This is a genomic window from Streptomyces novaecaesareae (assembly GCF_000716875.1).
Classification (GTDB): domain Bacteria; phylum Actinomycetota; class Actinomycetes; order Streptomycetales; family Streptomycetaceae; genus Kitasatospora; species Kitasatospora novaecaesareae.
In genome coordinates this window covers 1-22,383 of sequence record NZ_JNWQ01000073.1, presented here as the reverse complement: position 1 = coordinate 22,383, position 22,383 = coordinate 1, and the positions used below count along the sequence as shown (strand labels likewise).

25 protein-coding genes and 1 pseudogene are annotated in these 22,383 nt (G+C 74.1%); 18 read left to right on the top strand and 8 right to left on the bottom strand.

Annotated features, from left to right (window positions below):
• Window positions 1-113: 113 nt before the first annotated feature.
• Entirely contained in the window at window positions 114-323 is a 210-nt protein-coding gene (locus OP86_RS24645) for a hypothetical protein (protein WP_030055882.1), read from the bottom strand.
• A 53-nt stretch (window positions 324-376) separates the two neighbouring features.
• Here OP86_RS24645 and OP86_RS38325 point away from each other — a divergent pair, with 53 nt between their 5' ends.
• Both OP86_RS38325 and OP86_RS35155 read left to right on the top strand, forming a co-directional pair.
• The gene (locus tag OP86_RS38325) at window positions 377-1,651 is read left to right on the top strand and encodes an NsdA family TPR-like regulatory protein (protein WP_030256142.1); all 1,275 of its coding nucleotides are present in this window, start codon (window positions 377-379) and stop codon (window positions 1,649-1,651) included.
• Entirely contained in the window at window positions 1,545-2,432 is an 888-nt protein-coding gene (locus OP86_RS35155) for an HD domain-containing protein (protein ID WP_234434839.1), read from the top strand. The genes OP86_RS38325 and OP86_RS35155 overlap by 107 nt, the downstream gene beginning before the upstream one ends.
• A gap of 4 nt (window positions 2,433-2,436) precedes the next feature.
• Here the strand turns inward: OP86_RS35155 and OP86_RS24630 are convergent, their stop codons facing one another.
• A complete protein-coding gene (locus tag OP86_RS24630) occupies window positions 2,437-3,171 on the bottom strand; it encodes a GntR family transcriptional regulator (RefSeq protein ID WP_030055886.1) in 735 nt (244 codons plus the stop codon).
• Between the two features lie 466 nt (window positions 3,172-3,637).
• On the opposite strand from OP86_RS24630, the gene OP86_RS24625 reads away from it, so the two are divergent.
• The 12 genes from OP86_RS24625 to OP86_RS24570 all read left to right on the top strand — a co-directional run bounded on the left by OP86_RS24625 (window position 3,638) and on the right by OP86_RS24570 (window position 13,290).
• Window positions 3,638-4,804: an ABC transporter substrate-binding protein gene (locus OP86_RS24625; RefSeq protein ID WP_030055887.1), complete on the top strand. Its 1,167-nt coding sequence runs from the start codon at window positions 3,638-3,640 to the stop codon at window positions 4,802-4,804.
• A 6-nt stretch (window positions 4,805-4,810) separates the two neighbouring features.
• Window positions 4,811-5,836 (top strand): ABC transporter permease, encoded by a 1,026-nt coding sequence (locus OP86_RS24620; protein ID WP_030055888.1) that lies wholly within the window; start codon window positions 4,811-4,813, stop codon window positions 5,834-5,836.
• Window positions 5,836-6,645: an ABC transporter permease gene (locus OP86_RS24615; RefSeq protein WP_030055889.1), complete on the top strand. Its 810-nt coding sequence runs from the start codon at window positions 5,836-5,838 to the stop codon at window positions 6,643-6,645. The genes OP86_RS24620 and OP86_RS24615 overlap by 1 nt, the downstream gene beginning before the upstream one ends.
• Before the next feature lie 68 nt (window positions 6,646-6,713).
• Complete coding sequence (locus tag OP86_RS24610; protein ID WP_030055890.1) at window positions 6,714-7,799, top strand: ABC transporter ATP-binding protein; 1,086 nt, start codon at window positions 6,714-6,716, stop codon at window positions 7,797-7,799.
• 50 nt (window positions 7,800-7,849) lie between these two features.
• Window positions 7,850-8,620: an HAD family hydrolase gene (locus OP86_RS24605; RefSeq protein ID WP_078588525.1), complete on the top strand. Its 771-nt coding sequence runs from the start codon at window positions 7,850-7,852 to the stop codon at window positions 8,618-8,620.
• 1 nt (window position 8,621) lies between these two features.
• Window positions 8,622-8,942, top strand: a complete 321-nt coding sequence (locus OP86_RS24600) for a DMT family transporter (RefSeq protein WP_030055892.1) — start codon at window positions 8,622-8,624, stop codon at window positions 8,940-8,942.
• Between the two features lie 122 nt (window positions 8,943-9,064).
• A complete protein-coding gene (locus OP86_RS24595; RefSeq protein ID WP_030055893.1) occupies window positions 9,065-9,556 on the top strand; it encodes a hypothetical protein in 492 nt (163 codons plus the stop codon).
• Between the two features lie 160 nt (window positions 9,557-9,716).
• Window positions 9,717-10,016 carry a hypothetical protein gene (locus OP86_RS24590; protein ID WP_030055894.1) on the top strand — a complete coding sequence of 100 codons (300 nt, stop codon included), beginning with the start codon at window positions 9,717-9,719 and terminating at the stop codon, window positions 10,014-10,016.
• Complete coding sequence (locus OP86_RS33905; protein ID WP_051830533.1) at window positions 10,013-11,338, top strand: putative T7SS-secreted protein; 1,326 nt, start codon at window positions 10,013-10,015, stop codon at window positions 11,336-11,338. Before OP86_RS24590 ends, OP86_RS33905 begins: the two co-directional genes overlap by 4 nt.
• Window positions 11,328-12,014, top strand: coding sequence for a hypothetical protein (locus OP86_RS24580; protein ID WP_030256133.1), 687 nt, complete (start codon window positions 11,328-11,330; stop codon window positions 12,012-12,014). The genes OP86_RS33905 and OP86_RS24580 overlap by 11 nt, the downstream gene beginning before the upstream one ends.
• Entirely contained in the window at window positions 12,011-12,658 is a 648-nt protein-coding gene (locus OP86_RS24575) for a hypothetical protein (protein ID WP_030055897.1), read from the top strand. Before OP86_RS24580 ends, OP86_RS24575 begins: the two co-directional genes overlap by 4 nt.
• Window positions 12,659-12,693: 35 nt before the next feature.
• Window positions 12,694-13,290: a hypothetical protein gene (locus tag OP86_RS24570; RefSeq protein WP_030256131.1), complete on the top strand. Its 597-nt coding sequence runs from the start codon at window positions 12,694-12,696 to the stop codon at window positions 13,288-13,290.
• Between the two features lie 115 nt (window positions 13,291-13,405).
• On the opposite strand, the gene OP86_RS24565 is transcribed toward OP86_RS24570, so the two are convergent.
• The 5 genes from OP86_RS24565 to OP86_RS24545 form a co-directional block, all read right to left on the bottom strand.
• Complete coding sequence (locus OP86_RS24565) at window positions 13,406-14,116, bottom strand: phosphonatase-like hydrolase (protein ID WP_030055899.1); 711 nt, start codon at window positions 14,114-14,116, stop codon at window positions 13,406-13,408.
• An 11-nt stretch (window positions 14,117-14,127) separates the two neighbouring features.
• On the bottom strand, window positions 14,128-15,249 hold the full coding sequence (locus OP86_RS24560; protein ID WP_030256128.1) for a TIGR03364 family FAD-dependent oxidoreductase: 1,122 nt from the start codon (window positions 15,247-15,249) through the stop codon (window positions 14,128-14,130).
• A 163-nt stretch (window positions 15,250-15,412) separates the two neighbouring features.
• Window positions 15,413-15,928 (bottom strand): pyridoxamine 5'-phosphate oxidase family protein, encoded by a 516-nt coding sequence (locus OP86_RS33900; RefSeq protein ID WP_030055902.1) that lies wholly within the window; start codon window positions 15,926-15,928, stop codon window positions 15,413-15,415.
• Between the two features lie 170 nt (window positions 15,929-16,098).
• On the bottom strand, window positions 16,099-16,770 hold the full coding sequence (locus OP86_RS24550; protein ID WP_051830531.1) for a phosphatase PAP2 family protein: 672 nt from the start codon (window positions 16,768-16,770) through the stop codon (window positions 16,099-16,101).
• Complete coding sequence (locus OP86_RS24545; protein ID WP_030055904.1) at window positions 16,767-17,435, bottom strand: DedA family protein; 669 nt, start codon at window positions 17,433-17,435, stop codon at window positions 16,767-16,769. Before OP86_RS24545 ends, OP86_RS24550 begins: the two co-directional genes overlap by 4 nt.
• A gap of 170 nt (window positions 17,436-17,605) precedes the next feature.
• Here OP86_RS24545 and OP86_RS24540 point away from each other — a divergent pair, with 170 nt between their 5' ends.
• The 3 genes from OP86_RS24540 to OP86_RS24530 all read left to right on the top strand — a co-directional run bounded on the left by OP86_RS24540 (window position 17,606) and on the right by OP86_RS24530 (window position 20,750).
• On the top strand, window positions 17,606-18,055 hold the full coding sequence (locus OP86_RS24540) for a BlaI/MecI/CopY family transcriptional regulator (protein WP_078588524.1): 450 nt from the start codon (window positions 17,606-17,608) through the stop codon (window positions 18,053-18,055).
• Window positions 18,052-19,155: a M56 family metallopeptidase gene (locus OP86_RS24535; protein WP_030055906.1), complete on the top strand. Its 1,104-nt coding sequence runs from the start codon at window positions 18,052-18,054 to the stop codon at window positions 19,153-19,155. Before OP86_RS24540 ends, OP86_RS24535 begins: the two co-directional genes overlap by 4 nt.
• A 155-nt stretch (window positions 19,156-19,310) precedes the next feature.
• Window positions 19,311-20,750, top strand: a complete 1,440-nt coding sequence (locus OP86_RS24530; protein WP_063832453.1) for a GAF domain-containing protein — start codon at window positions 19,311-19,313, stop codon at window positions 20,748-20,750.
• Between the two features lie 64 nt (window positions 20,751-20,814).
• On the opposite strand, the gene OP86_RS24525 is transcribed toward OP86_RS24530, so the two are convergent.
• On the bottom strand, window positions 20,815-21,315 hold the full coding sequence (locus tag OP86_RS24525; protein ID WP_051830529.1) for an SsgA family sporulation/cell division regulator: 501 nt from the start codon (window positions 21,313-21,315) through the stop codon (window positions 20,815-20,817).
• Window positions 21,316-21,646: 331 nt separating this feature from the next.
• On the opposite strand from OP86_RS24525, the pseudogene OP86_RS36080 reads away from it, so the two are divergent.
• A pseudogene (locus OP86_RS36080) lies at window positions 21,647-22,383 on the top strand (hypothetical protein); the annotation flags it as partial.

The window sequence follows — 22,383 nt, the reverse complement described above, 5'->3', positions numbered from 1 at the left end:
CGCAGCCCGCGCACCACCCCCGCACCGAAACGCGCTGACCGGCCCCCACTCACCCGAACGGCGGGCACGCGCAGACCCGGGCCCGCCCCGAGACGCCTCGCGCGGCGGGCCCGTCAGCCGTTCGGAGTCACCGGCCGCCGGTGCCGACCGGTCCCCTTCCGCAGCAGCGCCACCGGCGTATCGTCCTGCGCCTCGATGAGCTCCCCGTCCCGCCGCATGATCAGCGGGTACGCCGCCGAGAAGTCGGCGGCGACGGCGAGGCGGTAGCGGTCGGCACGGGTGGCGTACCAGTCCGAGACCGATTCGTCGTCGGGAAAGACCACGTCCTGATCCTCCTGCTCGGCATCGGAGCGATCGACTCTGCGCAGGGGGTGTTGTGACTGCTCGAACGCTGGCCGACCTCCGGAAGGCCGCCGGCTACACGCAGGAATCATTTGTCGGTGCGTTCGCGTCGATGGCCAGGAGCATGGCCATCGACGCAGCCGTGAGCGTGCGCCAGCTCCGCCGCTGGGAGTCACCGCATCCCCCTCTCCCTCATCCGGGTCAACAGGCAGTGATCGAAGCCATGTTGGGCTTCCCTCTCACCGAGCTCGGGTTCGAGGTCCCGCCCGAACGGGCGCAGCACGACTCAACCGGCAGGCACCATGAGGAGGTGGACCGTCGACAGTTCGTCGTGGATGTGGGCGCGATCGTGGGCGCCTCCGTCCTGCCGGTTGCCCGGGGTCGGCGGATCGGAGCTTCAGATGTGCGGCTCCTGCAGTCGCAGGTCTCCGACCTGTACACCATCGACCATTCCCAGGGCGGCAAGATCGCGCAGAAGGCGGCCTTGCACGTGCTGCGGCAAGTCGAGCAGGCGATGACGGACGGGTCGTACCTCGAACGGGTCGGACGGGAACTGCACGCACTGTCCGGCACGCTGCACTCCCACCTCGGATGGATGGAGTTCGACGCAGGCCGCCCGGCGCAAGCGCGGGCGGCCTGTACCGAGGCGTTGGCCTCTGCCCGGCTGGTGGGAGATCCGCAGCTGGAGATCAGGGCGCTGGACAAGCTGTCCATGCTGGCCGCGGAGCAGCGGCGCCCGTGGGAGGCGGTGGCGGCGGCCACGGCCGCTGGAGAGCTGGCTCGTGCACAGGGCGGCGCGAGGGTGAGATCCGTCGTGGCCCTGAGACTCGCAAGGGCCTTCTCGGCGGCCGGTGATCACACGGCGGCCCGGCAGTCGCTCTCGCTTGCACTGACCTGGCACGACCGGGGCGACAAGGACACCGCCGCGCCTCGGTGGACGGCATTCGCCGGCCAGGTCGAGATCGACTACGCCACGGCCGCATGGCATGTGGAGACCGGCCGTTTCGGCCATGCGATCCCTTTCCTGCGCTCGGCCGTGAGTCAGCTCGGGCCCACGTACAGCCGAAACTCAGCGCTGTACCGGGCACGTCTGGCCGAAGTCCTCATGAAGGCCGGTGAAGTGGAGGAAGCTTGCGCTGAGGCGCAGGCGAGCGCCGAAGCGGCGCAGGGCATGGCGTCGGCCCGGCTGGCGGAGCGGCTCCGTGCGGTGGCATCGTCTGCCGGGCGAATCGACACAGCGTCGGCACGCGACTTCGTGGCACAGGTGCGGGAGCTCGGCGTTCTGGCGAAGGAGGGGAGACAGGCGTGACCCGGAGGGCTTCTACGCCGCCTACCGCCGCTTCGCCGCGATCACGCTCCGCCCCGAGCTTCAGCTCACCTTCCGCCTGAACCCCGGCGACTGCCTGGTCTTCGACAACACCCGTCTCCTGCACGCCCGTACGGCCTGCCGGCAGGACGGGCACCGGCACCTCCAGGGCTGCTACGCGGACCTCGACGCCCTCTCGTCCACCCTCGCCGTGCTGCACCGCCGCACCGCCGCCCTGGACGAGATCGCCGGGCTGTTCGCGGGCGAGGGCGCCGGGGAGTACCTGGGCGAGGAGGTCACCATGGCCGAGCACATGCTGCAGGCCGCCGCCGCTGCCGAGGCGGCCGGAGCGCCGGACCACCTGATCGCCGCCGCCCTGCTGCACGACGTCGGCCACTTCTTCGACGAACAGGGCCACCGCGCTTTGTACGGACGGGATTTGATGGATGGTCAGGACAACCGGCACAGCCACACCGGCGCTGACTGGCTGGCCCGCTGGTTCGGCCGGGAGGTGACCGAGCCGGTGCGGCTGCACGTGGCCGCCAAGCGCTACCTGTGCGCGGTCGAGCCCGGCTACCGCGCCCGGCTCTCCGCGGCCTCGGAGTACACGCTGACCGTCCAGGGCGGCCCGATGAGCGAGGAGGACGCGAAGGACTTCGCCGAACTCCCGGGCGCGGCCGACGCGGTGGCCGTACGGCGCTGGGACGAGCAGGCGAAGGTGGCCGGCGCCGGGGCGCCCGGCTTCGGCCACTACCGCCCGCTGCTCGCCTCGCTCATGGCGTGAGCGCTCAGTCCATCTCCCGCGCGTGCCGCGAAAGCGCCGACGTGGCCAGGGAGTTGTGCACGCTGAACGCCACCGTCCCTGGCAGGTAGCGGTCCTGGGACCACTCCACCGGCGTGCCCGTCGGGTCGGTGGTGCGGCGCCGCTCGCGCAGCAGCGGGCCGCCCCGGCGGCAGCCGAGCAGTCGGGCGTCCTCCGCGTTGGCCGCGACCACGTCGATCGTGTGGTCGGCGTCGGTGAACAGGATGCCGTGCTCGCGCAGCACCTCGGTGTGCGAGACCACGTCCGGCGGCAGTTCGGCGACGATCTCGCCGACCCTCGGCGGGTAGACGGTGCGCTCGACCATCACCGGCGTGCCGGACAGGGTGCGCAGCCGGACCGTCACGTACACCTCGGCGCCCGGCTCCAGGCGCAGTTGCTCGCGCTCGGCGGCGTCGGCCGGGCGGCGGACCAGCGAGTCCAGGATGCCGCCGGGCTCCTCGCCCATCGAGTACGCCCAGTGCGTGAAGCTGAGCAGTTCGGAGAAGCTCTGCACCCGGGCGCCGGCGAGCACCACCCGGCGGGTGCCGCGGCGGGAGGTGACCAGCCCGTCGGAGCGCAGCAGGGCGAGCGCCTGGCGGACGGTGCCGCGGGAGACGCCGTACTGCTCGGCCAGTGCGCCCTCGGCGGGCAGCCGGCCGGCCTCGCCGTACGCGCCGGTGGTGATGGCCTCGCGCAGGTCGGCGGCCACCTTCCGGTACAGCGCGCCGGAGGCCCGCTCCCCGTTCGCGGCGGGGCGCCCCTCGACGGCCGGGCGCCCCTCGGCCTCGGGGCGCTGGGGCTCAGTTGCCACGTCAGTCAATGTCCCTCCTGGGGCGGTGTCCTGCGCAACGGTGCCGGCGCGGACAGCCCGACCCTATCCCGCTGCGCCTTCGAAGCATCGCACCGAACGGATCAAGCTCCGATGGCCTGATTCCACCGTTCCCGCAGCCGACCCCGGTTCTGGGCCGTCCGTTCACCTTCCCGTCACCGGACTCCGGCGTACTTAGCCCCGTCAGCGAAGTTGGCTAGTCAACTTGGACGGTTCCGAACGGTCCGACGGGCGGTTCCGAACGGCCCGACGGACGGCTCCGACAGCCCCCGTAGCCCGGACGACTCCGGACCGCCACTCGCCAGATCCCCCGATCGAGACGCCCACTCGCAGTTCCCCCTTCTCAGGAGACTGACCCGTGTCCGTGCACCGCGCCCGCTCCGCCGCCTTCGCGGCCGTCCTGACCGCTGCCGCGCTCTCCCTCACCGCCTGCGGCTCCGCGGGCTCCTCCGCCGCGAAGTCCGGCGACGCCGCGGGCGGCAAGAACGCCAAGACCGCCACCTCCGTCGCCGACTTCGGCGGCATGGACGGCCTGGTCGCCGCCGCCAAGAAGGAGGGGAAGCTGCACGCCATCACGCTGCCGCGCGACTGGGCGAACTACGGCAAGCTGATGGACGACTTCAAGGCGAAGTACGGCATCGAGATCGAGGACGAGAACCCGGACGGTTCCAGCCAGGACGAGATCAACGCGGTCACCTCCCGCAAGGGCCAGGACCGCGCCCCCGACGTCGTCGACCTGGGCTCCGCCTTCGCGATCAGCGCCGCCAAGCAGGGCCTGCTGGCCCCGTACAAGGTGACCGACTTCGACAAGATCCCGGACACCATGAAGGACCCGCAGGGCCTGCGCTACAACGACTACGGCGGCTACATGTCGATCGGCTGCGACGCCAAGAAGGTGTCGGTCTGCCCGAAGACCTTCGCCGACCTGCTGAAGCCCGACTACAAGGGCATGGTCGCCCTCAACGGCAACCCGACCAAGGCCGGTGCCGCCTTCGGCGCCGTCTACGCGGCCGCGCTCGCCAACAACGGCTCGCTGGACAACATCCAGCCCGGCATCGACTTCTTCGGCAAGGTCAAGCAGGCCGGCAACTTCAACCCGGTCGAGGTCACCCCGGCGACCATCGAGAAGGGCGAGACCCCGATCAGCATCGACTGGTCGTACCTGAACGCCGGCTACAGCGACAAGTTCAAGGACAAGGGCATCGACTGGCAGGTGGCCATCCCCTCGGACGGCTCCTACGCCCAGTACTACAACCAGGCGATCAACAAGGACGCCCCGCACCCGGCCGCCGCACGCCTGTGGGAGGAGTACCTCTACAGCGCCCAGGGCCAGAACGGCTTCCTCGGCGGCTACGCCACCCCCGCCCTGTTCGACGCCATGAAGGCCGCCGGCACCCTGGACACGGCCGCCGCCGCCAAGCTCCCGGCCGTCGAGAAGCCCTTCACCACCTTCCCGACCCAGGACCAGACGGACGCGGCCAAGAAGACCGTGACCGAGAACTGGGCCAAGGCGATCGCGGGCTGACCTGAGATGACCACGGCTCCCACCCCGGTGCCGGCCACCGCCTCCGCCGCCCAGCGCGGCGGGGGCGCCCCCGGCCCCGCAACCCCCACCACGGCCCCCACCACGGCCTCGGCCACCGCCGAGACCGCGGTCACGGCCGCCCGGGCCACCCGGGCCACCAAGGCCCCCCGCCCCGGCAGGCGCCGGGCCGGCGGCGGCCGCGCCTGGCTCGCCGCCCTCCCCCTGATCCTCTTCTTCGTGATCGGCTTCGGCCTGCCGGCCGTCGCGATCGCCATCGGCGCGTTCACCACCTCCTCGGACGCGCCCGACGGCGGCGGCACCTTCACCACCGACAACCTCACCGGCTCCCTCCAGGGCGCCTACTGGACGGCCCTGTGGGGCAGCGTGAAGCTCTCGCTGCTGACCGCGCTGATCGCCACCGTGGTCGGCCTGCCGCTGGCCCAGGCCGTGGCGACCTCCCGGTTCCGGATGTTCCGCGAGGCCGTGATGTCCGCCTCCGGCGTGCTCGCCAACTTCGGCGGCGTGCCGCTGGCCTTCATGTTCGTCGCCACCCTCGGCAACTCCGGCGAGGTCACCAAGAAGCTCGGACTGACCGCGCACGGCTGGAACCTCTACACCTTCTCCGGCCTCTCCGTGGTCTACCTCTACTTCCTGGTCCCGCTGATGGTCATCACCATCACCCCGGCCCTGGAGGGCCTGCGCGTCCAGTGGCGCGAGGCGGCCTACAACAACGGCGCCACCGCGCTGCAGTACTGGCGGCACGTGGCCCTGCCCGTCCTGCTGCCCTCGCTGCTCGGCGGCTTCGTCCTGCTGTTCGGCGCCTCCTTCGCCGCGTACGCCACCGCCGAGGCCATGGTGGGCAGTTCGGTGCCGCTGATCTCGATGCAGATCGGCGACGCGCTGTCCGGCAACGTCCTGGTCGGCCAGGGCAACCTCGCCCTCGCCCTCGGCCTCGACATGATCGTGGTCGCCTGCCTGGTGATGGCCGTGTACCTGCCCCTTCAGCGCCGGAGTGCCAAGTGGCTCGCCTGATCGATCGCATCCGTTTCGGCCGCGGCCTGGTGCTGCTGCTCTGCGGCGTCTACTTCGCCGTGCCGATGGCCGCCTCGCTGTACTTCAGCATCGACGACAACAAGGGCGGCACCACCTTCCGCGCCTACACCGAGCTGCTGAACGCCCCCGGCTTCACCGACAGCCTGGTGCTCAGCCTCGAACTGGCCGGCGTCACCGTCGCGGTGCTGCTGCTCCTGCTCGTCCCGGCGATGCTCGCCTCCCGGCTCGGCGCGCCCAAGCTGCGCCCGGTGATCGAGGTGATGTGCTCCATGCCGCTGGTCGTCCCGGTGGTCGCGCTCACCACCGGCATCATCGGCGTGCTGCGCTGGGGCCCGGACTACCTGCAGGACACCCCGCTGTTCCAGACCATCGTGGCGATCCAGGACCCGGACTTCCCGGTCGTCCTGGTCATCGCGTACGTGCTGATGGCGCTGCCCTTCGCCTACCGGGCGATCGACGCCGGACTGCGCGGCGTGGACGTCGTCACCCTCGTCGAGGCCGCCCGCAACTGCGGCGCCGGCTGGCTGCGCGCGGTGTTCACCGTCGTCCTGCCCAACCTGCGCAGCGCGCTGCTGAACGCGGCCGTGCTCACCGTCGCCCTGGTGCTCGGCGAGTTCACCACCGCCTCCATCCTCGGCTTCGCCCCCTTCTCGGTGTGGATCAACTCCAACGGCAAGAGCGACGGCCAGATGTCCGTCGCGGTCTCCATGCTCAGCCTGCTGATCGTCTGGCTGGTCCTGCTGCTGATGTCCGCCGTCGGCCGCGGCCGCAAGGCCGCGCGCTCCTGAGCACACCGCCCCGAGCGCACCGCCCGTACGGTCCTGAACCACCCCACGCTTTCCAGGAGTTCCCTGCCATGACCACGGCCCCCGCCCCCGTCACCGGCGTCGCGCTCGCCCCCGGCAGCGCCACCGTCGAGTTCCGCTCGCTTCGCCGCTCCTTCGGCGCCACCACCGCCCTCGACGGCCTGGACCTGACCGTCCACCCGGGCGAACTGCTCGCCCTGCTCGGCCCGTCCGGCTGCGGCAAGACCACCGCGCTGCGCATCCTGGCCGGCTTCGAACAGCACGACTCGGGCGAGGTCCTGGTCGACGGCCGGGACATCACCGCGATCCCCGCGCACAAGCGCGACGCCGGCATGGTGTTCCAGTCGTACAGCCTCTTCCCGCACCTGACCGCACTGGACAACGTCGCCTTCGGGCTGCGGATGCGCGGCGCCGGCAAGGCCGAGCGCCGCAAGCGCGCCCAGGAGCTGCTGGACCTGGTCGGCCTGCCGCACCGCGCCGAGCACTACCCGCACCAGATGTCCGGCGGCCAGCAGCAGCGCATCGCGCTCGCCCGCGCGCTCGCCCTGCAGCCGCGCGTGCTGCTGCTGGACGAGCCGCTGTCCGCGCTGGACGCCAAGGTCCGCCTCCAGCTGCGCGAGGAGATCCGGCGCCTGCAGCAGGAGTTGGGCATCACCACCCTGTTCGTCACCCACGACCAGGAGGAGGCGCTGTCGATGGCCGACCGCGTCGCGGTGCTGCGCGCGGGCAGGCTGGAGCAGTGCGCCACCCCGTCCGAGCTGTACGGCCGGCCGGCCACCGCCTTCGTCGCCGAGTTCGTCGGCACCATGAGCCGCATCCCGTGCACCCGCACGTCGGACGGCGTCGAGGTGCTCGGCCGCCGCCACGCGGTGGACGGCGAGATCCCGGCCGACGGCGAACTGCAGGTGCTGGTCCGCCCGGAGAACGTCACCCTGACGCCCGCCGAGGACGGCCCGGCGCTGGTGGTCTCCGCGTCCTTCCTGGGCGCCGTCACCCGGATCACCGCCCGCCTGGCGGACGGCACCGAGGTCAAGGCCGACCTGCCCACCGAGGCCACCGCCGCCCTGCCGGTCGGCTCCCACGCCGAGCTCACGCTGCCGCAGCGCCCCGTGCTGGTGGACCGCCGCCCGGCCTGAGAGCCTTGCACGTCCCTGCTCCGACCCTGAGAACCACCGAAGGTACCGCCATGCCTGAATCCGCCCTGCCCGAATCCGCCGTGCCCGAATCCGCCCTGCCCGAATCCGCCGTGCCCGCTCCTGCGCCGCCCGCTCAGGCACTGCCCGCTGCGGCCCTGCCCGCCGCCGTGCTGTTCGACATGGACGGCACCCTGGTCGACACCGAGCAGCTGTGGTGGCAGACCGCCGCCGAGGTCGCCGAGGAGCTGCACCACCCGCTCACCGACCAGGACGCCCCCGAGGTGCTCGGCCAGGCCGTCGAGCACACCGCCGCCCACCTGCACCGGGTCAGCGGCACCGCCCTCAGCGAGGCCGAACTCGCCGCCCGGCTGGGCGACTCCTTCGCCGGCAAGGTCGCCGCCGAGACCGTGCCGCGCCCCGGCGCGCTCGCCCTGCTGGCCTCGCTGCGCGACGCCCGGGTGCCCACCGCCCTGGTCTCCGCGTCCCCGCGCCGGGTGGTCGACCTCGTCCTGTCCGCCATCGGCCGCGACTGGTTCGCCGTCACCCTGGCCGCCGAGGACACCGCCCGCACCAAGCCCGCGCCCGACCCGTACCTCGCCGCCGCCGAGCGGCTCGGCCTCGACCCGGCCGCCTGCGTCGCCGTCGAGGACACCCCGACCGGGGTCGCCTCCGCCAGCGCGGCCGGCTGCGCCGTACTCGCCGTGCCGTCCACCGCGACGCCGATGCCGGGCGGCGACCGGATCACGCTGCTCGCCAGCCTGGAGCAGGCCGACCTCGCGCTGCTCGGGAAGATCACCGCCGCGCCGTCGGTTCGACCCTGACATGCCCTACGTCCTGCTCGCCCTCGCCATCCTGAGCGAGGTCTGCGCCACCAGCTGCCTCAAACTCACCGAGGGGTTCACCCGCCTCTGGCCGAGCCTGGGGGTCGGCATCGGCTACGCGCTCTCCTTCCTGCTGCTGGGCCGTGCGCTCAAGCACATCCCGGTCTCGGTCGCGTACGCGGTCTGGTCGGGGGCCGGGACGGCGGCGGTCGCGGGGATCGGCGTGGTCGCCTTCGGCGAGTCGCTCGGCCGGCTGCAGTGGCTGGGGATCGCGCTGGTGATCGCCGGGGTGGTCGTGATCAACCTGAAGAGCAGCCACTGACGCATCGCCGACACACCGCTGACGTATCGTCAGTTCGCGAAACAGCTGGTCAACTCGCTTGTGGGAGCGGGAAGTCGGACGGGCCGACTTCCCGCTCCCGGCCGTTCGCTACGGTGTCCCCCATGACGGACCCCAGACCCCACCACTACCGCTTCGTCCACCGCGAGCTCGCCCGCCAGGTGCTGGAGTTCGGCCCGCGGGTGGCCACCCCGACCCCGGACGGCGGCAGCCTGCTGCCCGTCGTCACCCGGATCTGGGACGACCTCGCCCAGACCCTCCCGCCCGAGGACCGCCTGCCCGGCCACGGCCTCGACTGCCGCCACCTGTCGGTCGACGGCCACCACATGCTGCTGGTCACCCTGCCCACCCCGGCCGGCGCCACCGAGGCCCACTTCGTCGCCGCCGTCCACCCCAAGGGCGGCAAGACCGTCCGCTACGTGACCCTGGAGCACGCGTTCAGCCCCTTCGACGGCAGCCCCGGCACCGTCCTCGGCGAGTGGACCGCCCAGAACCACCTCAACCACGGCCCGGGGCCCTCCCCCGTCGCCGAACTGTTCGTCACCGCCGTCGTCCAGCTGGTCACCCCGAGGAAGCGCGGCTTCTGGCGCCGCTGAAGCCGGGGGGCCGCCGACCCCGCCCGCCGACGTCAAGACCGCGTCGGCGGCCCGTAAAGGTCCCGTAACGACGGGACTTCGATCCTTCCGCCCCGATCACCCGCGCCCCGACGAGGGTTATGCTCACCCGGTCCGACAATCGACGCATCGGGGGGCAAAAGTGGCCGACTTCACGGTCAGTACGGAATTCCTCGCCAAGTTGGCCCAGGACCTCAAAGGCTGTGGCGACGAACTCGACCAGGGGCTCAAGGCATTCGAAGCGGCCGGCCACACCGGCACCGGCTACGACTTCCTGGACGAGGCCTGCGGGCACTTCAAGGAGAAGTGGGAGTACGGCCTGAAGAAGGTCCGCGAGTGCGTCAAGATCCTCGACGACGGCCTGGACAAGGTGCAGCAGAGCTACGACGGCACCGAGCAGAGCATCACCAAGGCCCTCACCCCGACGGCGGCGCAGGCATGAGCGACCCCACGCCCGCACCCGACTGGTCCGGCCTCGGCTTCGACCCGACCCCCGGCGACTCCGCCGCCGTCACCGCCCTCAGCGGGAGCCTGCGCCGGGTCGGCACGCACCTGACCGGCGTCCACACCACCCTGTCCCAGATCACCGCCAACCAGGGCCAGTGGACCGGTGAGGCCGCCAAGGCCTTCTCCGGCCAGTTCGGCAAGCTCCCCACCTACCTCCAGGACGCCGCCGACTCCATCACCGCCGCCTACCAGGCGCTCGACATCTGGTACAAGGCGCTGACCGAACACCAGCCCAAGGCCGCCGAGTTGGCGCGCGCCGCGGTCGCCGCCAAGCAGCGCAAGGCCGAGGCCGAACAGGCCCACGCCACCGCGGCCGCCGCCCCCGACCTCAAGCTGGCCGGCCAGAACTTCCCCGACGACGCCTCCCTCGCCGCCGCCGAACAGCGCTACAACAAGGCGAAGGGCCACCTCGACGCCGCCGCCGCGCTGGTCAGCAGCGCCGCCACGGAACTCACCGGCCTCCAGAGCCAGGCCCACGAACTCGCCGAAGGCCACAAGGCGGACGCCCACAAGACGGCCGAGGCCATCCGCAAGGCCGCCGACAGCAAGGCCCCGCCGGAGCCGGGGTGGCTCAGCAAGGTCGGCAACTGGCTGAAGAACCACGGCGCGGACATGCTGACGGTGGCGGCCGGCGTCTGCGGCGTCGCGGCGATCTTCTTCCCCGCCTTCGCCCTCCCCGCCATCCTGCTGAGCGCCGCCGCCGCCGGCGCGCACGCCACCCAGTACGCCGTCAAGGGCCAGCTCTGGCCGCCGCAGAAGAACATCGGCAACTGGCTGACCCTGGGCGGCGACGTCCTCGGCGCGATCCCCGGTGTGGGTGTCGCCGCCAAGGGCGTGAGCGCCGCCCGGGAGGCGAGCGCCGCCGGTGCGGGCGTGCGCGGCGTGGTCACCGCCGGATCGACCGAGGTCCGGGCCGCGTCCCGGGCGGTCGACCCGGCCAACCCGATCTTCACCACGGCGATCGAGAAGCCGGCTATCAAGCTCGGGCTCTCCAAGGCCACCGCGATGAACGTCTCCGACGGCGTCCAGGCCGTCACCACCGCCGGCCTCAACGCCCCGACCGCGTACGCCCTCACTCAGGACAACCCGAGCGACGGCCTGACCAGCGCGGTCAACTACACCACCGGCGGCAACAACCTCCTCGGCTCGGGCGGCCTGGCCGCCGGCGGCGGCAAGGCCAACGCCATCGTCGGCACCGTGTCCACCGTCGGCAACCTGCTCGGCGTGACCGGATGGGCGGCCGGCTATGGCCGTTGAGACCCCCGGGGCCGACCTCCCCCCGCTCTGGCTCACCCTCCCCGAGGGCTTCACCGCCGTCGACCTGGACGAGGACCTCGGCGACCGGATGGCCCGCGCGGCCGAACAGCTCGACGCGCTCTTCCCCGGCGCCCGCCCCGAGCAGAAGCTCAGCGCCGTGATCGCCGCCGAGACGGCCCTGCAGGCCCAGCTGCGCGAGGGCGCCGTCCACGTGTCCAGCTGCCTGGTCCGCGCCGAGGACGGCGAGCCCGTCCACGGCATGTTCGCCGTCTTCCTCCGCCCGCAGGAGCAGGGCCCGCCCGGTAGCTACCCGGCCCGCGTCGCCGAGGAGTTGGCCGAGGCCTGGCCGGACGCCGACGTCGGCGTGGTCGACCTTCCGGTCGGCCGCGCCGCCCTCGCCGCCCGCGACCTGACGGTCCCGGTGCCCGGCGCGGTGTGGGGCGTGCCCGAGTCCACGGTCAGCACGGTGCGCCAGCTCGAACTGCTGCTCCCGCACCCGTGGAGCCCCCACGTGGTCGCCGCCGTCTTCACCACCGAGGACCTCGACTACTGGGACGAGTGGCTGCCGCTGCTGGCCACCGCCTTCCGCGGCATCTCCTTCCACCCGCCCCGCGACGAGAGCCGCGACTCCCTCCCGCCCGAGCAGTGGGACACCATCCGGAAGGCCTTCGGATGACGCTCGACCGGTCCGGCCGGGCCACCGGCGCCACCCGCCCGTGGCTCGGCCGGGCCGCCGTCCTCATCACCGTCCTGACCTGCTTGTTCGTCGGCATCGTGCTCGCCGGCGCGTACGTCGGCATCCTGCTCGTCGTCGGCCTGGTGGTCCTGTACCTGGTGCTGGCGGGCGTGGGCCTGGTCAAGCTCCGGGGGCCCGGGAGCGATCCCGGTTTCAAGGACGTCGGCGGTGCGCTGGCCCTGGTGGCCCTGGCCGTCATCATGGCCACCGCGGCCGGCGGGGACGCCTGGCAGAACCTGGTGCTGTCCTCCGGTCGCGAGGTGAACGCCGTGGTGGTGTCCGAGAAGGCCGACAAGTCGTCCCGCGGCTCGACGAGCTGGACCTACGCCCTGGCGTCGGCGGACGGCGCGAGCGTCCCCGGCGGGCCGCTGGCCCAGGATTCCGAGCGGTTCAAGCCCGGCGACACCGTCACCGTCCGGATGGACCCGGCCGGACGGGTCGCCCCCAAACTCCCCGGGGAGGCCGGCTCCTCGGCCTCCCTGTGGTCGGTCCTCGGGCTCAACGCGGGCATCGCCGTCCTCCTCCTGTGGTTCGCCCGCTTCGGCAGCCGCCCCCGCCGGGGGGCGGTCGGAGCGGCGGCGTAGCCTTCCCTTCCGATCGCAGGTACGACGGGGGGACAATGGGCGGGATCCGCAGGCACCGGAGGACGGTCGCGCTGGTGGCGGCGGTGCCGGTCGGGACGGTCGGGCTGGTGCTCGCGGGCACCTACCTCGGGGGGCTGGCCGCCGTCGGGCTCGGTGTGCTGCTGGTGGTCGGGTGGACGCTGGGCGTGGTCCGGCTGGCCGGGCGGATGTTCGGGTGCTTCGTGGCGTTCTTCGCGGTCGCCCTGGGTGGGGCCACCACCGCGGCGGTGTCCCAGGCCCGGGACGACGTGATCCTCGGGGTGTCCGGTGTGGACGCCACCGCCCTGGTCACGGCGGTGCGGGACCACCCCCAGGGCAAGCACCCGAGTTCGGCGTACGACGTGACGGGCGAGGGCGGTGCGCCGCTGGGTGAGCTGGTGCTGGACCTGCGCTCGCTCGCCGTCGGCGACCGGGTGACGGTCCGCTACGACCCCGGGGGCCGGGCGGCCGTGCACCGCCCGCAGGACCTCAGCCTGCCGAGGGACCTCGGGATCGCCGCCGCCCTGAACGCCGCGCTGATGGCCGGGGTGGGCTACCTCGGCGTCCAGGCCGCCCGCCAACGCGGCGGCGCGCCCGCCGGGGCACCGTCCTGAGCCTGTCCCACCCGCCCCTCGGAGCAGGAAGTCGGCCGGCCCGACTTCCTACGCGCCCGACGCCCTGCGCGCCCGACTTCCTGCGCGCCCGACTTCCTGCTCAGCCAGGGGCCGGTCAGCCCAGCAGCGCCGGCAGCTCCGCCACCGATCCGAGCACGTGGGTCGCGCCGTCGGCCCGCAGTCGGGCCGCGTCGTGGGCGCCGGTGAGGACGCCGGCGACGACCGCGGCGCCCGCCCGTACGCCGGTCAGCATGTCGTAGCCGGTGTCCCCGGCGACGGCGATCTGCCGCACCGACTCGGTGCCCGTGCGCAGCAGCGCGGTGAGCGCGAGGTCCGGGTACGGGCGGCCGCGCCCGGCCTCGGCGGGGCAGAGGGTGAGGTCGGCGACGGACTGCCAGCCGAGGGCCGCGAGGATGCGGTCCTGGGTGGCCCGGGAGAAGCCGGTGGTGAGGACCACCGTCCGGCCCTGGCCGCGCAGTTCGGCGATCGCCTCGGCCGCGCCGGGCAGGGCGGCGCAGTGGCCGGCGTCGACGAGGTCGTGGTAGGCGGCCTCGAAGGCGGTGTTGGCCCGCTGGGCCTTCTCCTCCTCGCCGAACAGGTGCCGGAAGACGGAGATCTTGGACTCGCCCATGGTGGCGCGCACGTGCGCCAGCATCGGCTCGAAGTCCGGGCTGCCGGCCTCGACGCCGAGTGCTCCCGCGGCGGCGGTGAAGGCCTGCTCGACCAGGCCGCCGTCGGCCACGGTGGTGCCGGCCATGTCGAGCACGACCAGGCGGATGTCGGCGGTCACACGGGTCGGATCGGTCATGTCGGTCACATCGGTCATGTCGGCGTTCCTTACAGGTTGGCGAGTTCGGCGGTGGTCTCGGCGATGGCCGGCGAGCAGGTCATGCCGCGGCCGCCCGGGCCGGTGACCAGCCAGACGCCGTCGCGCACGCGCTCGCGGTGGACGACCCGGGTGGTGTCGACGCACTGCGCGTACACCCCGGCCCAGCGGCGGCGGATCCGCGGCAGCGGGCGCCCGAGCAGCTCCTCGGCGACGCCGACCAGGTGGTCGTACGGGTCCTCGACCACGTCGAAGCCGAAGGGCTGGTCGTACTCGTGGGTGTCGCCGATGGTCAGTCCGCCGTCGCGCCGCTGGACCATCAGCAGCTGCATCCTGTGTTCGGCGGCGGCCTCGGGCTGCGGCTGCACCTCGCGCAGCCGGTCCAGGGCGGTGCCGGCGAAGGCGGGGTAGTAGCGGAAGCTGTCGCCGTCGGCGACGGAGCTGGTGAGGGTCTCACCGAGCGGGTCGGTCTGCATCATCTGGAGGCGGACCCGGCGGACGGGCAGGGCCGGGGCGAGTTCGCGGACCAGGCCGCCGAGCCAGGCGCCGGTGCAGAGGATCACCAGGTCGCCGGTGTGGGTGTCGCCGTGGTCGTCGCGGACGGCGTTCTCGCCGATCACGTCGCGGACCTCGCGCCCGGGCAGGAAGGTGTAGCGGCCGGTGGCCTGGAGGGCGGCGCGCAGGGCGGGCTGGGCGGTGCGGGGCTCGACGGCGGCGTCGCGCTCGCACCGGAGGGCGCCGAGCAGCTTGCCGCGCAGGGCGGGGTCGGCGGCCCGGGTCCGGTCGGCGTCGAGCAGCCGGTAGCCGCGGGCGTCGGCGTCCGGCAGGGTCAGGGCCTGCTCGGCGACGGCGAGTTCGGCCTCGGTGCGGATGGCGGTGAGCGAGCCGTTGGCCCGGAAGCCGAGGTCGGGGACGCGCGCGCCGATGCCCTCCCACAGTTCGCGGGCGCGCAGCGCGGTGTCCAGCTCCTCGCCCTGCGCCCGGCCGCTGACCCAGATCAGGCCGAAGTTGCGCACCGAGGCGCCGCGCGCCTCGGCCTCGCGCTCCAGGTGGACGACCTCGTGGCCGCGCTCGACGGCCTGCCAGGCGTGCATGGTGCCGAGCACGCCTGCTCCTACGACGATGACTCTCATGCGACCAGGCTGGTGCGCCCAGGTGTCCCGGGGGCGTCGGAACGTCGTCCCGTAGATGAACCACCCGAAAAGTTGTATAGCCAACCCGCCGGTAGGTCGAGGCCGCCACCGACGCCCGCCGGCTCGCCACCGACGCCCACCGCCCGGCCGCCACCCGGGCCGGCTACGACCGCGCCACCCGCGCCCGCAGGTAGTTGCGCCGCCCGAAGTTCGGCTCGTCCACGGCCGTCAGCTCCTCCACCTGGAACCGGTACAGCGCCGCCGCCCCGCCCCCGGTGAGGAACTGCCGCCGGACCTCCTCGTCCTGCGCGAAGGCCGGGTACCGCCCCTGGTACGCGGCCAGCGCCGCCTCCGCCTGCCGCCCCCAGGCCTCGCCCGCACTCCCGGTCAGCTGCAGCCCGCGCAGCTGCTCGCCGAAGACCGGCGGCGGCAGGAAGACGGTGGCTGCGGCCCGGGCCTCCTCGGCCAGGTGGTGGCTGTGCCGGGTGGAGCGCTCGCTGACGAAGTACAGGACGAGGTCGTCGTCGTACGCGAAGAAGGCCAGGTTCGCGTGCGGCCCGTGCTCGTGGCCGGCCGTGGCGAGGGTGAGCACCATGGCCTCCGCCAGCAGGCCCTCCACGCCCTTGTGCAGCAGGTCGCCCGGCCAGTCCCCCTGCGTGATGTCGAGTCTGTACGGCATACGACACTCCCTCCGCTGGCACGCCCCGGCGCCCTCGCGCCCCGGGCACGACTGAGCCGGGCGGGCGCCCCCGGAGGAGGCCCCACGCCCGGCTCACATGCTCTACCCGCCACCCGAGTCGCAACAAGAGCCGTGACGGCAGCCGCGACAGGGGTCGAGCGGGTCGGGGTTCAGTGCCGCTCGGCCCCGTACGGGGAGTACCCGCGCGCGACCACGGGCAGCTCCCCCGGCCCGAGCAGCGGCCGCAGCGCGCCGGACCGCATCCGGTCCACCAGCGGTCCGCAGCGCCCGGCGAGCGGCGCCAGCACCACCGCGACCAGCAGGCCGACCAGCGCGCCCACCGCCACGTCGTGCGGGTAGTGCACGCCGACCCAGACCCGGGAGGCGGCCATCAGTACCGCGAACAGCCCGGCGATCCAGCCGAGGCGCCGGTTGACGAACCAGAGCGAGGCCGCGGCGGCGAAGGCGATCACCGAGTGGTTGCTCGGGAAGGACCAGTCCCCGGTGCCCGGGCAGGTCTCCAGCGAGACGCTGCCGGGGATCTGCGCACAGGGCCGGAGCTCCTCGACGATGCCCTTGAGCACCGAGTTGGCGGCGTACGCGATGACCACGATCACCGGCGAGGCCAGCACCTTGGCCATCACCGCCGAGTCCGCACTGCGTGCGCGCCACCACGCCCAGAGCATGAAGACCGCGAACAGGCCGAGGCCGAGCGCCGACCAGACCTTGATCACTTCGTCCAGCCAGTGCGGGGCCGCCTGGGCCCACTTGTTGACCTGGGTGTAGAGGCCGCCGTCGATGCCGCTGCCGTCGTAGACGGCGAGGATCCGGGAGGACGTCACATGTCACCTCCGTGACGGCGCGCCTTACGGGCACGGAACAGTTCGAGAACAATGGGGAGCACGGAGACAACTACTACCAGACCGATGATCGGCAGCAGATATTGGTCGATGCCGGGAATCGACGAACCGAGCCCGTACCCGGCGAGCACCACGCCGACCGTCCAGACCACGCCGCCGGCGACCTGCCAGACGGTGAACGAGCGGACCGGCACCTCCAGTACGCCGCAGAGCGGATTCAGCACCGTTCGGACCACCGGAATGAACCGGGCGAGCACGATCGCCTTGCCGTGGCCGTACTTGGCCAGCAGCTCCTCGGCCCGGGCGACGCCGTCCAGCAGGCTCCTGCGCTTCGAGCGGCGCAGCAGCGCCCGCCCGCCGCGCCGGCCGATCAGGTAGCCGACCTGGGCGCCGGCCAGCGCCCCGACCAGGGCGGCGGGCAGCACCTGCCACAGCTCCAGCTGCGGGCCCTTGGTGGCGCCGGGCACGCAGAGCAGTCCGGCGGTGAACAGCAGCGAGTCGCCGGGCAGGAAGAAGCCCACCAACAGGCCGGTCTCGGCGAACAGCACCACGGCGATGCCGAGCGCACCGAAGGCGGCGAGCAGTGAGGACGCGTCCAGCGGGTTCACCGCGAGGTGAACGGCCGGAGCGCTGGGGAACTGGAGCAAGGCTGGCGGACCTCCCGTACGTTGGGGGGCGGTTCCGGGCGCGACCCGCCCGGACCGGGGTGCTCCGCGGAGTCGCCCGGCCGGCGGTTCTCGGCCGAACCCGCCCTGACCGTCTACAGTGACGTAGACGGTCTACGTGACTGTAGACGAAACTTGGAGGAAACGCCGCCATGCCCGACGTACCGTCCGCCCGCCGGCCCGCCGGGGAGCTGGAGGCCGAGGTGCTGGCCGCCCTCTGGTCGGCCCGGCAGCCGATGACGCCGCAGGACGTCCAGGCGGCACTCGGCGGGGACCTCGCCCGCACCACGATCGCGACGATCCTGGCCCGGCTGCACGACAAGGGGACGGTCGAACGCACCCGGGCCGGCCGCGCCTACGCCTACACCCCGACCGTCCAGGACACCGCCGGGCTGGCGGCCCGCCGGATGCACACCGAGCTGGGCCGCGAGGCCGACCGCTCCACCGTGCTGGCACGCTTCGTCTCCGACCTCTCCGCCGAGGACGAGCAGCTGCTGCGCGACCTGCTCGGCGACGGCGCGACCGGCCTCGACAACGGCACACCCGACGCCCCGGGCCGCGACCACCCGGGGGCGGGCGCACCGGAGGCGGCCGACCGATGATGATCGCCGTCTGGGCCCCGCTGCTGCTGCCCTTCCTGGCCGCCCCGCTGGCCCGCCGCCTCGCCGAGGCACTGCCGCCCCGGGCCGCGGCCTGGACGCTGGCCGGCACCACCGCCGTCCTGGCCGGCGGCACGCTCTGCTCGCTGGGCCTGCTCGCCGCCGCCGGGCTGCTCCAGCTGCCGCCGGTCGCCGCCCTCGGCCACCTCTCGCTGCCCTGGCTCACCTCGGCCGCGCCGGACGCCCCGCTCGCCGCCGCCGCGGCCGCCCTGGCGCTCGCCGCCCTCACCGCGCTCGCGGTGCGCACCGCCCGCCGGCGGCGGCTGGAGCTGCGGGCGGCCCGGGCCGCGCTGAGAAGCTGTGACCGGCATCCGGACGTGCGCCCCGGGAGCGCCTCCGTGCGCCGGGCGCGCCCCCCGCACCGGTCCACCGCCCTGCACCGGCTCGCCGCGCTGCTGCGGCCCGCCGACTCCCCGCTCACCGCCCTGCTGCGGCCCGCCGAGCCCCCGCTCACCGTCCTGGACGACAAGCGCGCCGACGCCTTCGCCCTGCCCGGGCGGCTGCGCCGCCCCGGCCGAGCGGGCGAGCCCGGCCGGATCGTGGTCACCTCCGGCATGCTGCGCGCCCTCAGCGGGCCCGAGCGCTCCGCCCTGCTGGCCCACGAGCGGGCCCACCTGGCCGCCCGCCACCACGTCTTCCTCGCCCTCGCCGAGCACGCCGCCGCCGTCCACCCGGCGCTGCGCCCGCTCCGCACGCCTCTCGGCTACCACCTGGAGCGCTGGGCCGACGAGGTCGCGGCGGCCCGGGTCGGCGACCGCACCGTGACCGCCCGCGCGGTCGGCCGCGCCGCCCTCGCCGCGAGCCGCTCCCCCTGGCCGGCCCGGCCCCGGCTGGCCCCGGCCGCCCACTCCGGCCCGGTGCCGCGCCGAGTCGCCGCACTGCTCCAGCCCCGCCCGGCCGCCGCCCCCGGCACCAGGCTGCGGGCCGTCGCACTGGCCCTCGCCGTCTGCCTGGCGCTGAGCACCGGCGCCGCCCTGGAGGCCACCGCCGACCTGCACCACACCGTCGAGGCGGCCCAGCAGGGCGCGGGCGAGCAGCACTGACCCGGGCTCGGTCCCGGTCAGGACCCGGACCGTACGTACCGTCCGGTATGCCGACTTGGCAGACCCCATCCCCACGGGCCCACCGCACCCGTACTCTTTCGTCAGCGCGTCGACCCCGACGCGACGACCTCGAACGGCGGCGAGGAGCAGACCGAGTGCGGCAGACCGGACGGCAGTCCCGACGACCAGAGCGCCGCACCCCGCCGACCGCGACGGAACTGGCCAAGGTCCACGAGCGCACCCTCGCCGACGCCGCCGCCCGGGAGCTCGCCGGGCCCGCGTCCCCCGCCGAGGCCGGCGCCCCCGGCCTGCTCGAACCCCGTCCCGAGATCGGCGACTCCTGGGCCCGGCTGCGCCGCCTCGGCCTGGACCCCGACGCCGGCGCCGCCACCGCACTGCTGGGCCCGGGCGAGATCGAGCAGCGCCGCCGCACCAGCGGACTCGACACGGTCATGCCGGTGCTGCGCGAGACCCTGCTGGAACCGACCGACGCCCTCCCGCTGATCCTCGCCATCGCCGACGCCGAGGGCCACGTGCTCTGGCAGGAGGGCGAACGGGGCCTGCGCCGCAGCGCCGACCGGATCGGCTTCATCACCGGCGCCCAATGGACCGAGGAGAGCGTCGGCACCAACGGCATCGCCGTCGCCCTGCGCACCCAGCGCCCGATGCACGTCCACTCCGCCGAGCACTACCTGCGCAGCCACCACTCGTGGACCTGCGTGGCCGCGCCCGTGCACGACCCCGGCACCGGGCAGCTGGTCGGCGCCGTCAACCTGAGCGGCCCGGCGCACAGCATCCGCCCGTACCTGCTCCAGCTCACCGCCACCGCCGCCCGGCTCGCCGAGACCGAGCTGCGCGCCCACCGGCTGGAGACGCTGCACCAGCTGCGCACCCTGGCCGCCCCGATGCTCGCCCGGGTCGGCGGCCCGGCCCTGGTGGTGGACTCGGCGGGCTGGACCGCCGCCGCGGCCGGCCTGCCGCCGCCCAACCGGCTGCGGGTGCCCAGCGAGGGCTGGGCCCCGGCCGCCGTGCACTGGGTGCCCGGCCTCGGCGAGTGCGTGCTGGAACCGCTCGCCGACGGCTGGCTGGTGCGCCCGGTGCGCCCGCCCGGGGAGGACGGCTCCGGCACCGTGACCGCCGAACAGGCCGAGGGCGCCCGGCTCCGGCTCGACCTGCGCCGCCCGGACCGCCCCGAGCTGTCCGTCCGGGGCGCGGCCGGCAGCTGGTCCCACCCGCTCAGTCCGCGCCACGCCGAACTGCTGCTCCTGCTCGCCACCGGCCGCGAGGGCCGCACCGCCGCCCAGCTCGCCGAGGCGCTGTTCGGCGACGCGGGCCGGACGGTGACGGTCCGCGCCGAACTGTCCCGGCTGCGCCGCTACCTGGGCGGGCTGCTGGCCCACCGGCCGTACCGGATCGCCGATTCGGTACTGGTCATCGTGGACGGGCCGGACGACCCGTACGACCTGCTGCCCGCCTCCTCGGCCCCGGCCGTCCGGCGGCTGCGGGCCGCACTGGCGGCGGGGACGGCACGGCTGCCCGGCGCGCCGCCCGTCCCCGCGCCGCGCCTGCCCGGGGACACCCCGCTCGGCTGCTGACACCCCCGTCGGCAACCCACGGCCATCAGCCCTCAAGCGGCCCCGACCAGCCCCCGACCGGTCCTCAGCCGTCCGCGAGCAGTGCGGCCAGGTCGTCGTCGGTGGGGCCGCAGTCGCGCTCCTGCTCCTCGGAGACCAGCGCGTAGGTACGGTCCAGCCAGGCCTGCACCCGGGGCTTGGGGGCCTCCAGCAGCGCGCTGCCGTGCGGGGATTCGAGGGCCAGGTGCAGCGTCGAACCGTGGCACGGGCAGTACGCCGGCCACAGCTTGACGTCCCCCTGGCCGCTGAGCGTGCACAGGCCGTCGCGCAGCAGCTCGCGCGAGAACACCCAGTCGGCCTCGTCCGGACGCCCCAGGTGGAAGGTCAGCAGCACCTCGTACGGGTGAGCGGCCTCGAACCGGAACCGGGTGCGCACCTCGCCGACGACCTCCTCGCCCAGGGAGATCCGCAGTGTCAGCACCTCCTCCACCGCCGCCGGAGCGGCGGTGGAGCCGTCCCCATCGCCGCCCGTGGGGGTGGCGGCGAGGGGTGCACTGGAGGCTGCGGACAGCGGGTCGGGCGGCATGACGGTCTCTCCGGGACGGCGTGGGATGGACTCAGCCTGCGCCACCCCGGGCCGGCCGGGCAAGGGTTGCAAGGGGGTTGCAACAACCCCTGTCCGGCGTGCCGGCCCGCCACCCCGAGCTTGTCAGACGGAACGTCAACTTCCTTACGTCGAACGGATGTCCACGAAATGGATGGAATCCGTCCGCGACCCCACCGCCCGCTGGTACGCTCTCCCCCTCCCCGGCACGGGCCCGCGGCGGACCGGCCCTCGACGGCCGGAACCGGGCCCGGCGGCCGCGCGTGGGAGAATACGGCGACGCGACGGCGGCTTCGGGGAGGGAGGGGTCCGGTTGGCTGCGCGCGAGGACACCGCGCGGGACGTGCAGCACGAGCCCGCACGGCACGGCCGACACGGTCGGCCACGCCCGTTCGGCGGCCGGCTCCGGCTCCCCACCCTGCGCTTCTCCGGCGCCGCGATGGCGATGTCCACCGTCGTCGGCATCAGCATCGCCACCACCCTCCTGCTCAACGAGCAGCAGGGGATCGGCCGTCGGGCCGGCGTGGCCCGGGTCGGCACCACCCCGCCGCCCACCCCGGGCGCCACCGACCAGGCCGAGGAGGTCGCCGCGCAGAGCCCGGCCGCCACCTCCTCCGCCGGCGGGCCCTCCGGCGCCCGCCCCTCGGCGCACCCGTCCACGCACCCCTCGGCCCACACCTCCGCGGCGCCGGTCGCGGCCACCCCGCCCGCCGCCCGCTCGGCGAACCCGCCGGCCCCGGCCGGCCGTCAGACCGCCGAAGGCCAGGCCTCCGGCGGGCAGGACGCCCCGCCGCCCGGCACCCTGCTCACCGGCACCGAGGCGGGCGCACCCGCTCCGGCCGGGCCCTCGCCCGCCGCCCACCCCCTGGCGCCGACCGCCGACCGGCCCGCGCCCGGCCAGTCGCCGAACGTGCCCGTCGTGAAGCCCACCGCGCCCACCGCGCCCGCCCGCCCAGGACCGCCGCCCGCTGCCACCGTCCCGGGCACCGGCTCCGCCCCGGGCTGCCCCTGTCTCTTATACACATCTCCGAGCCCACGAGACAGGCAGAA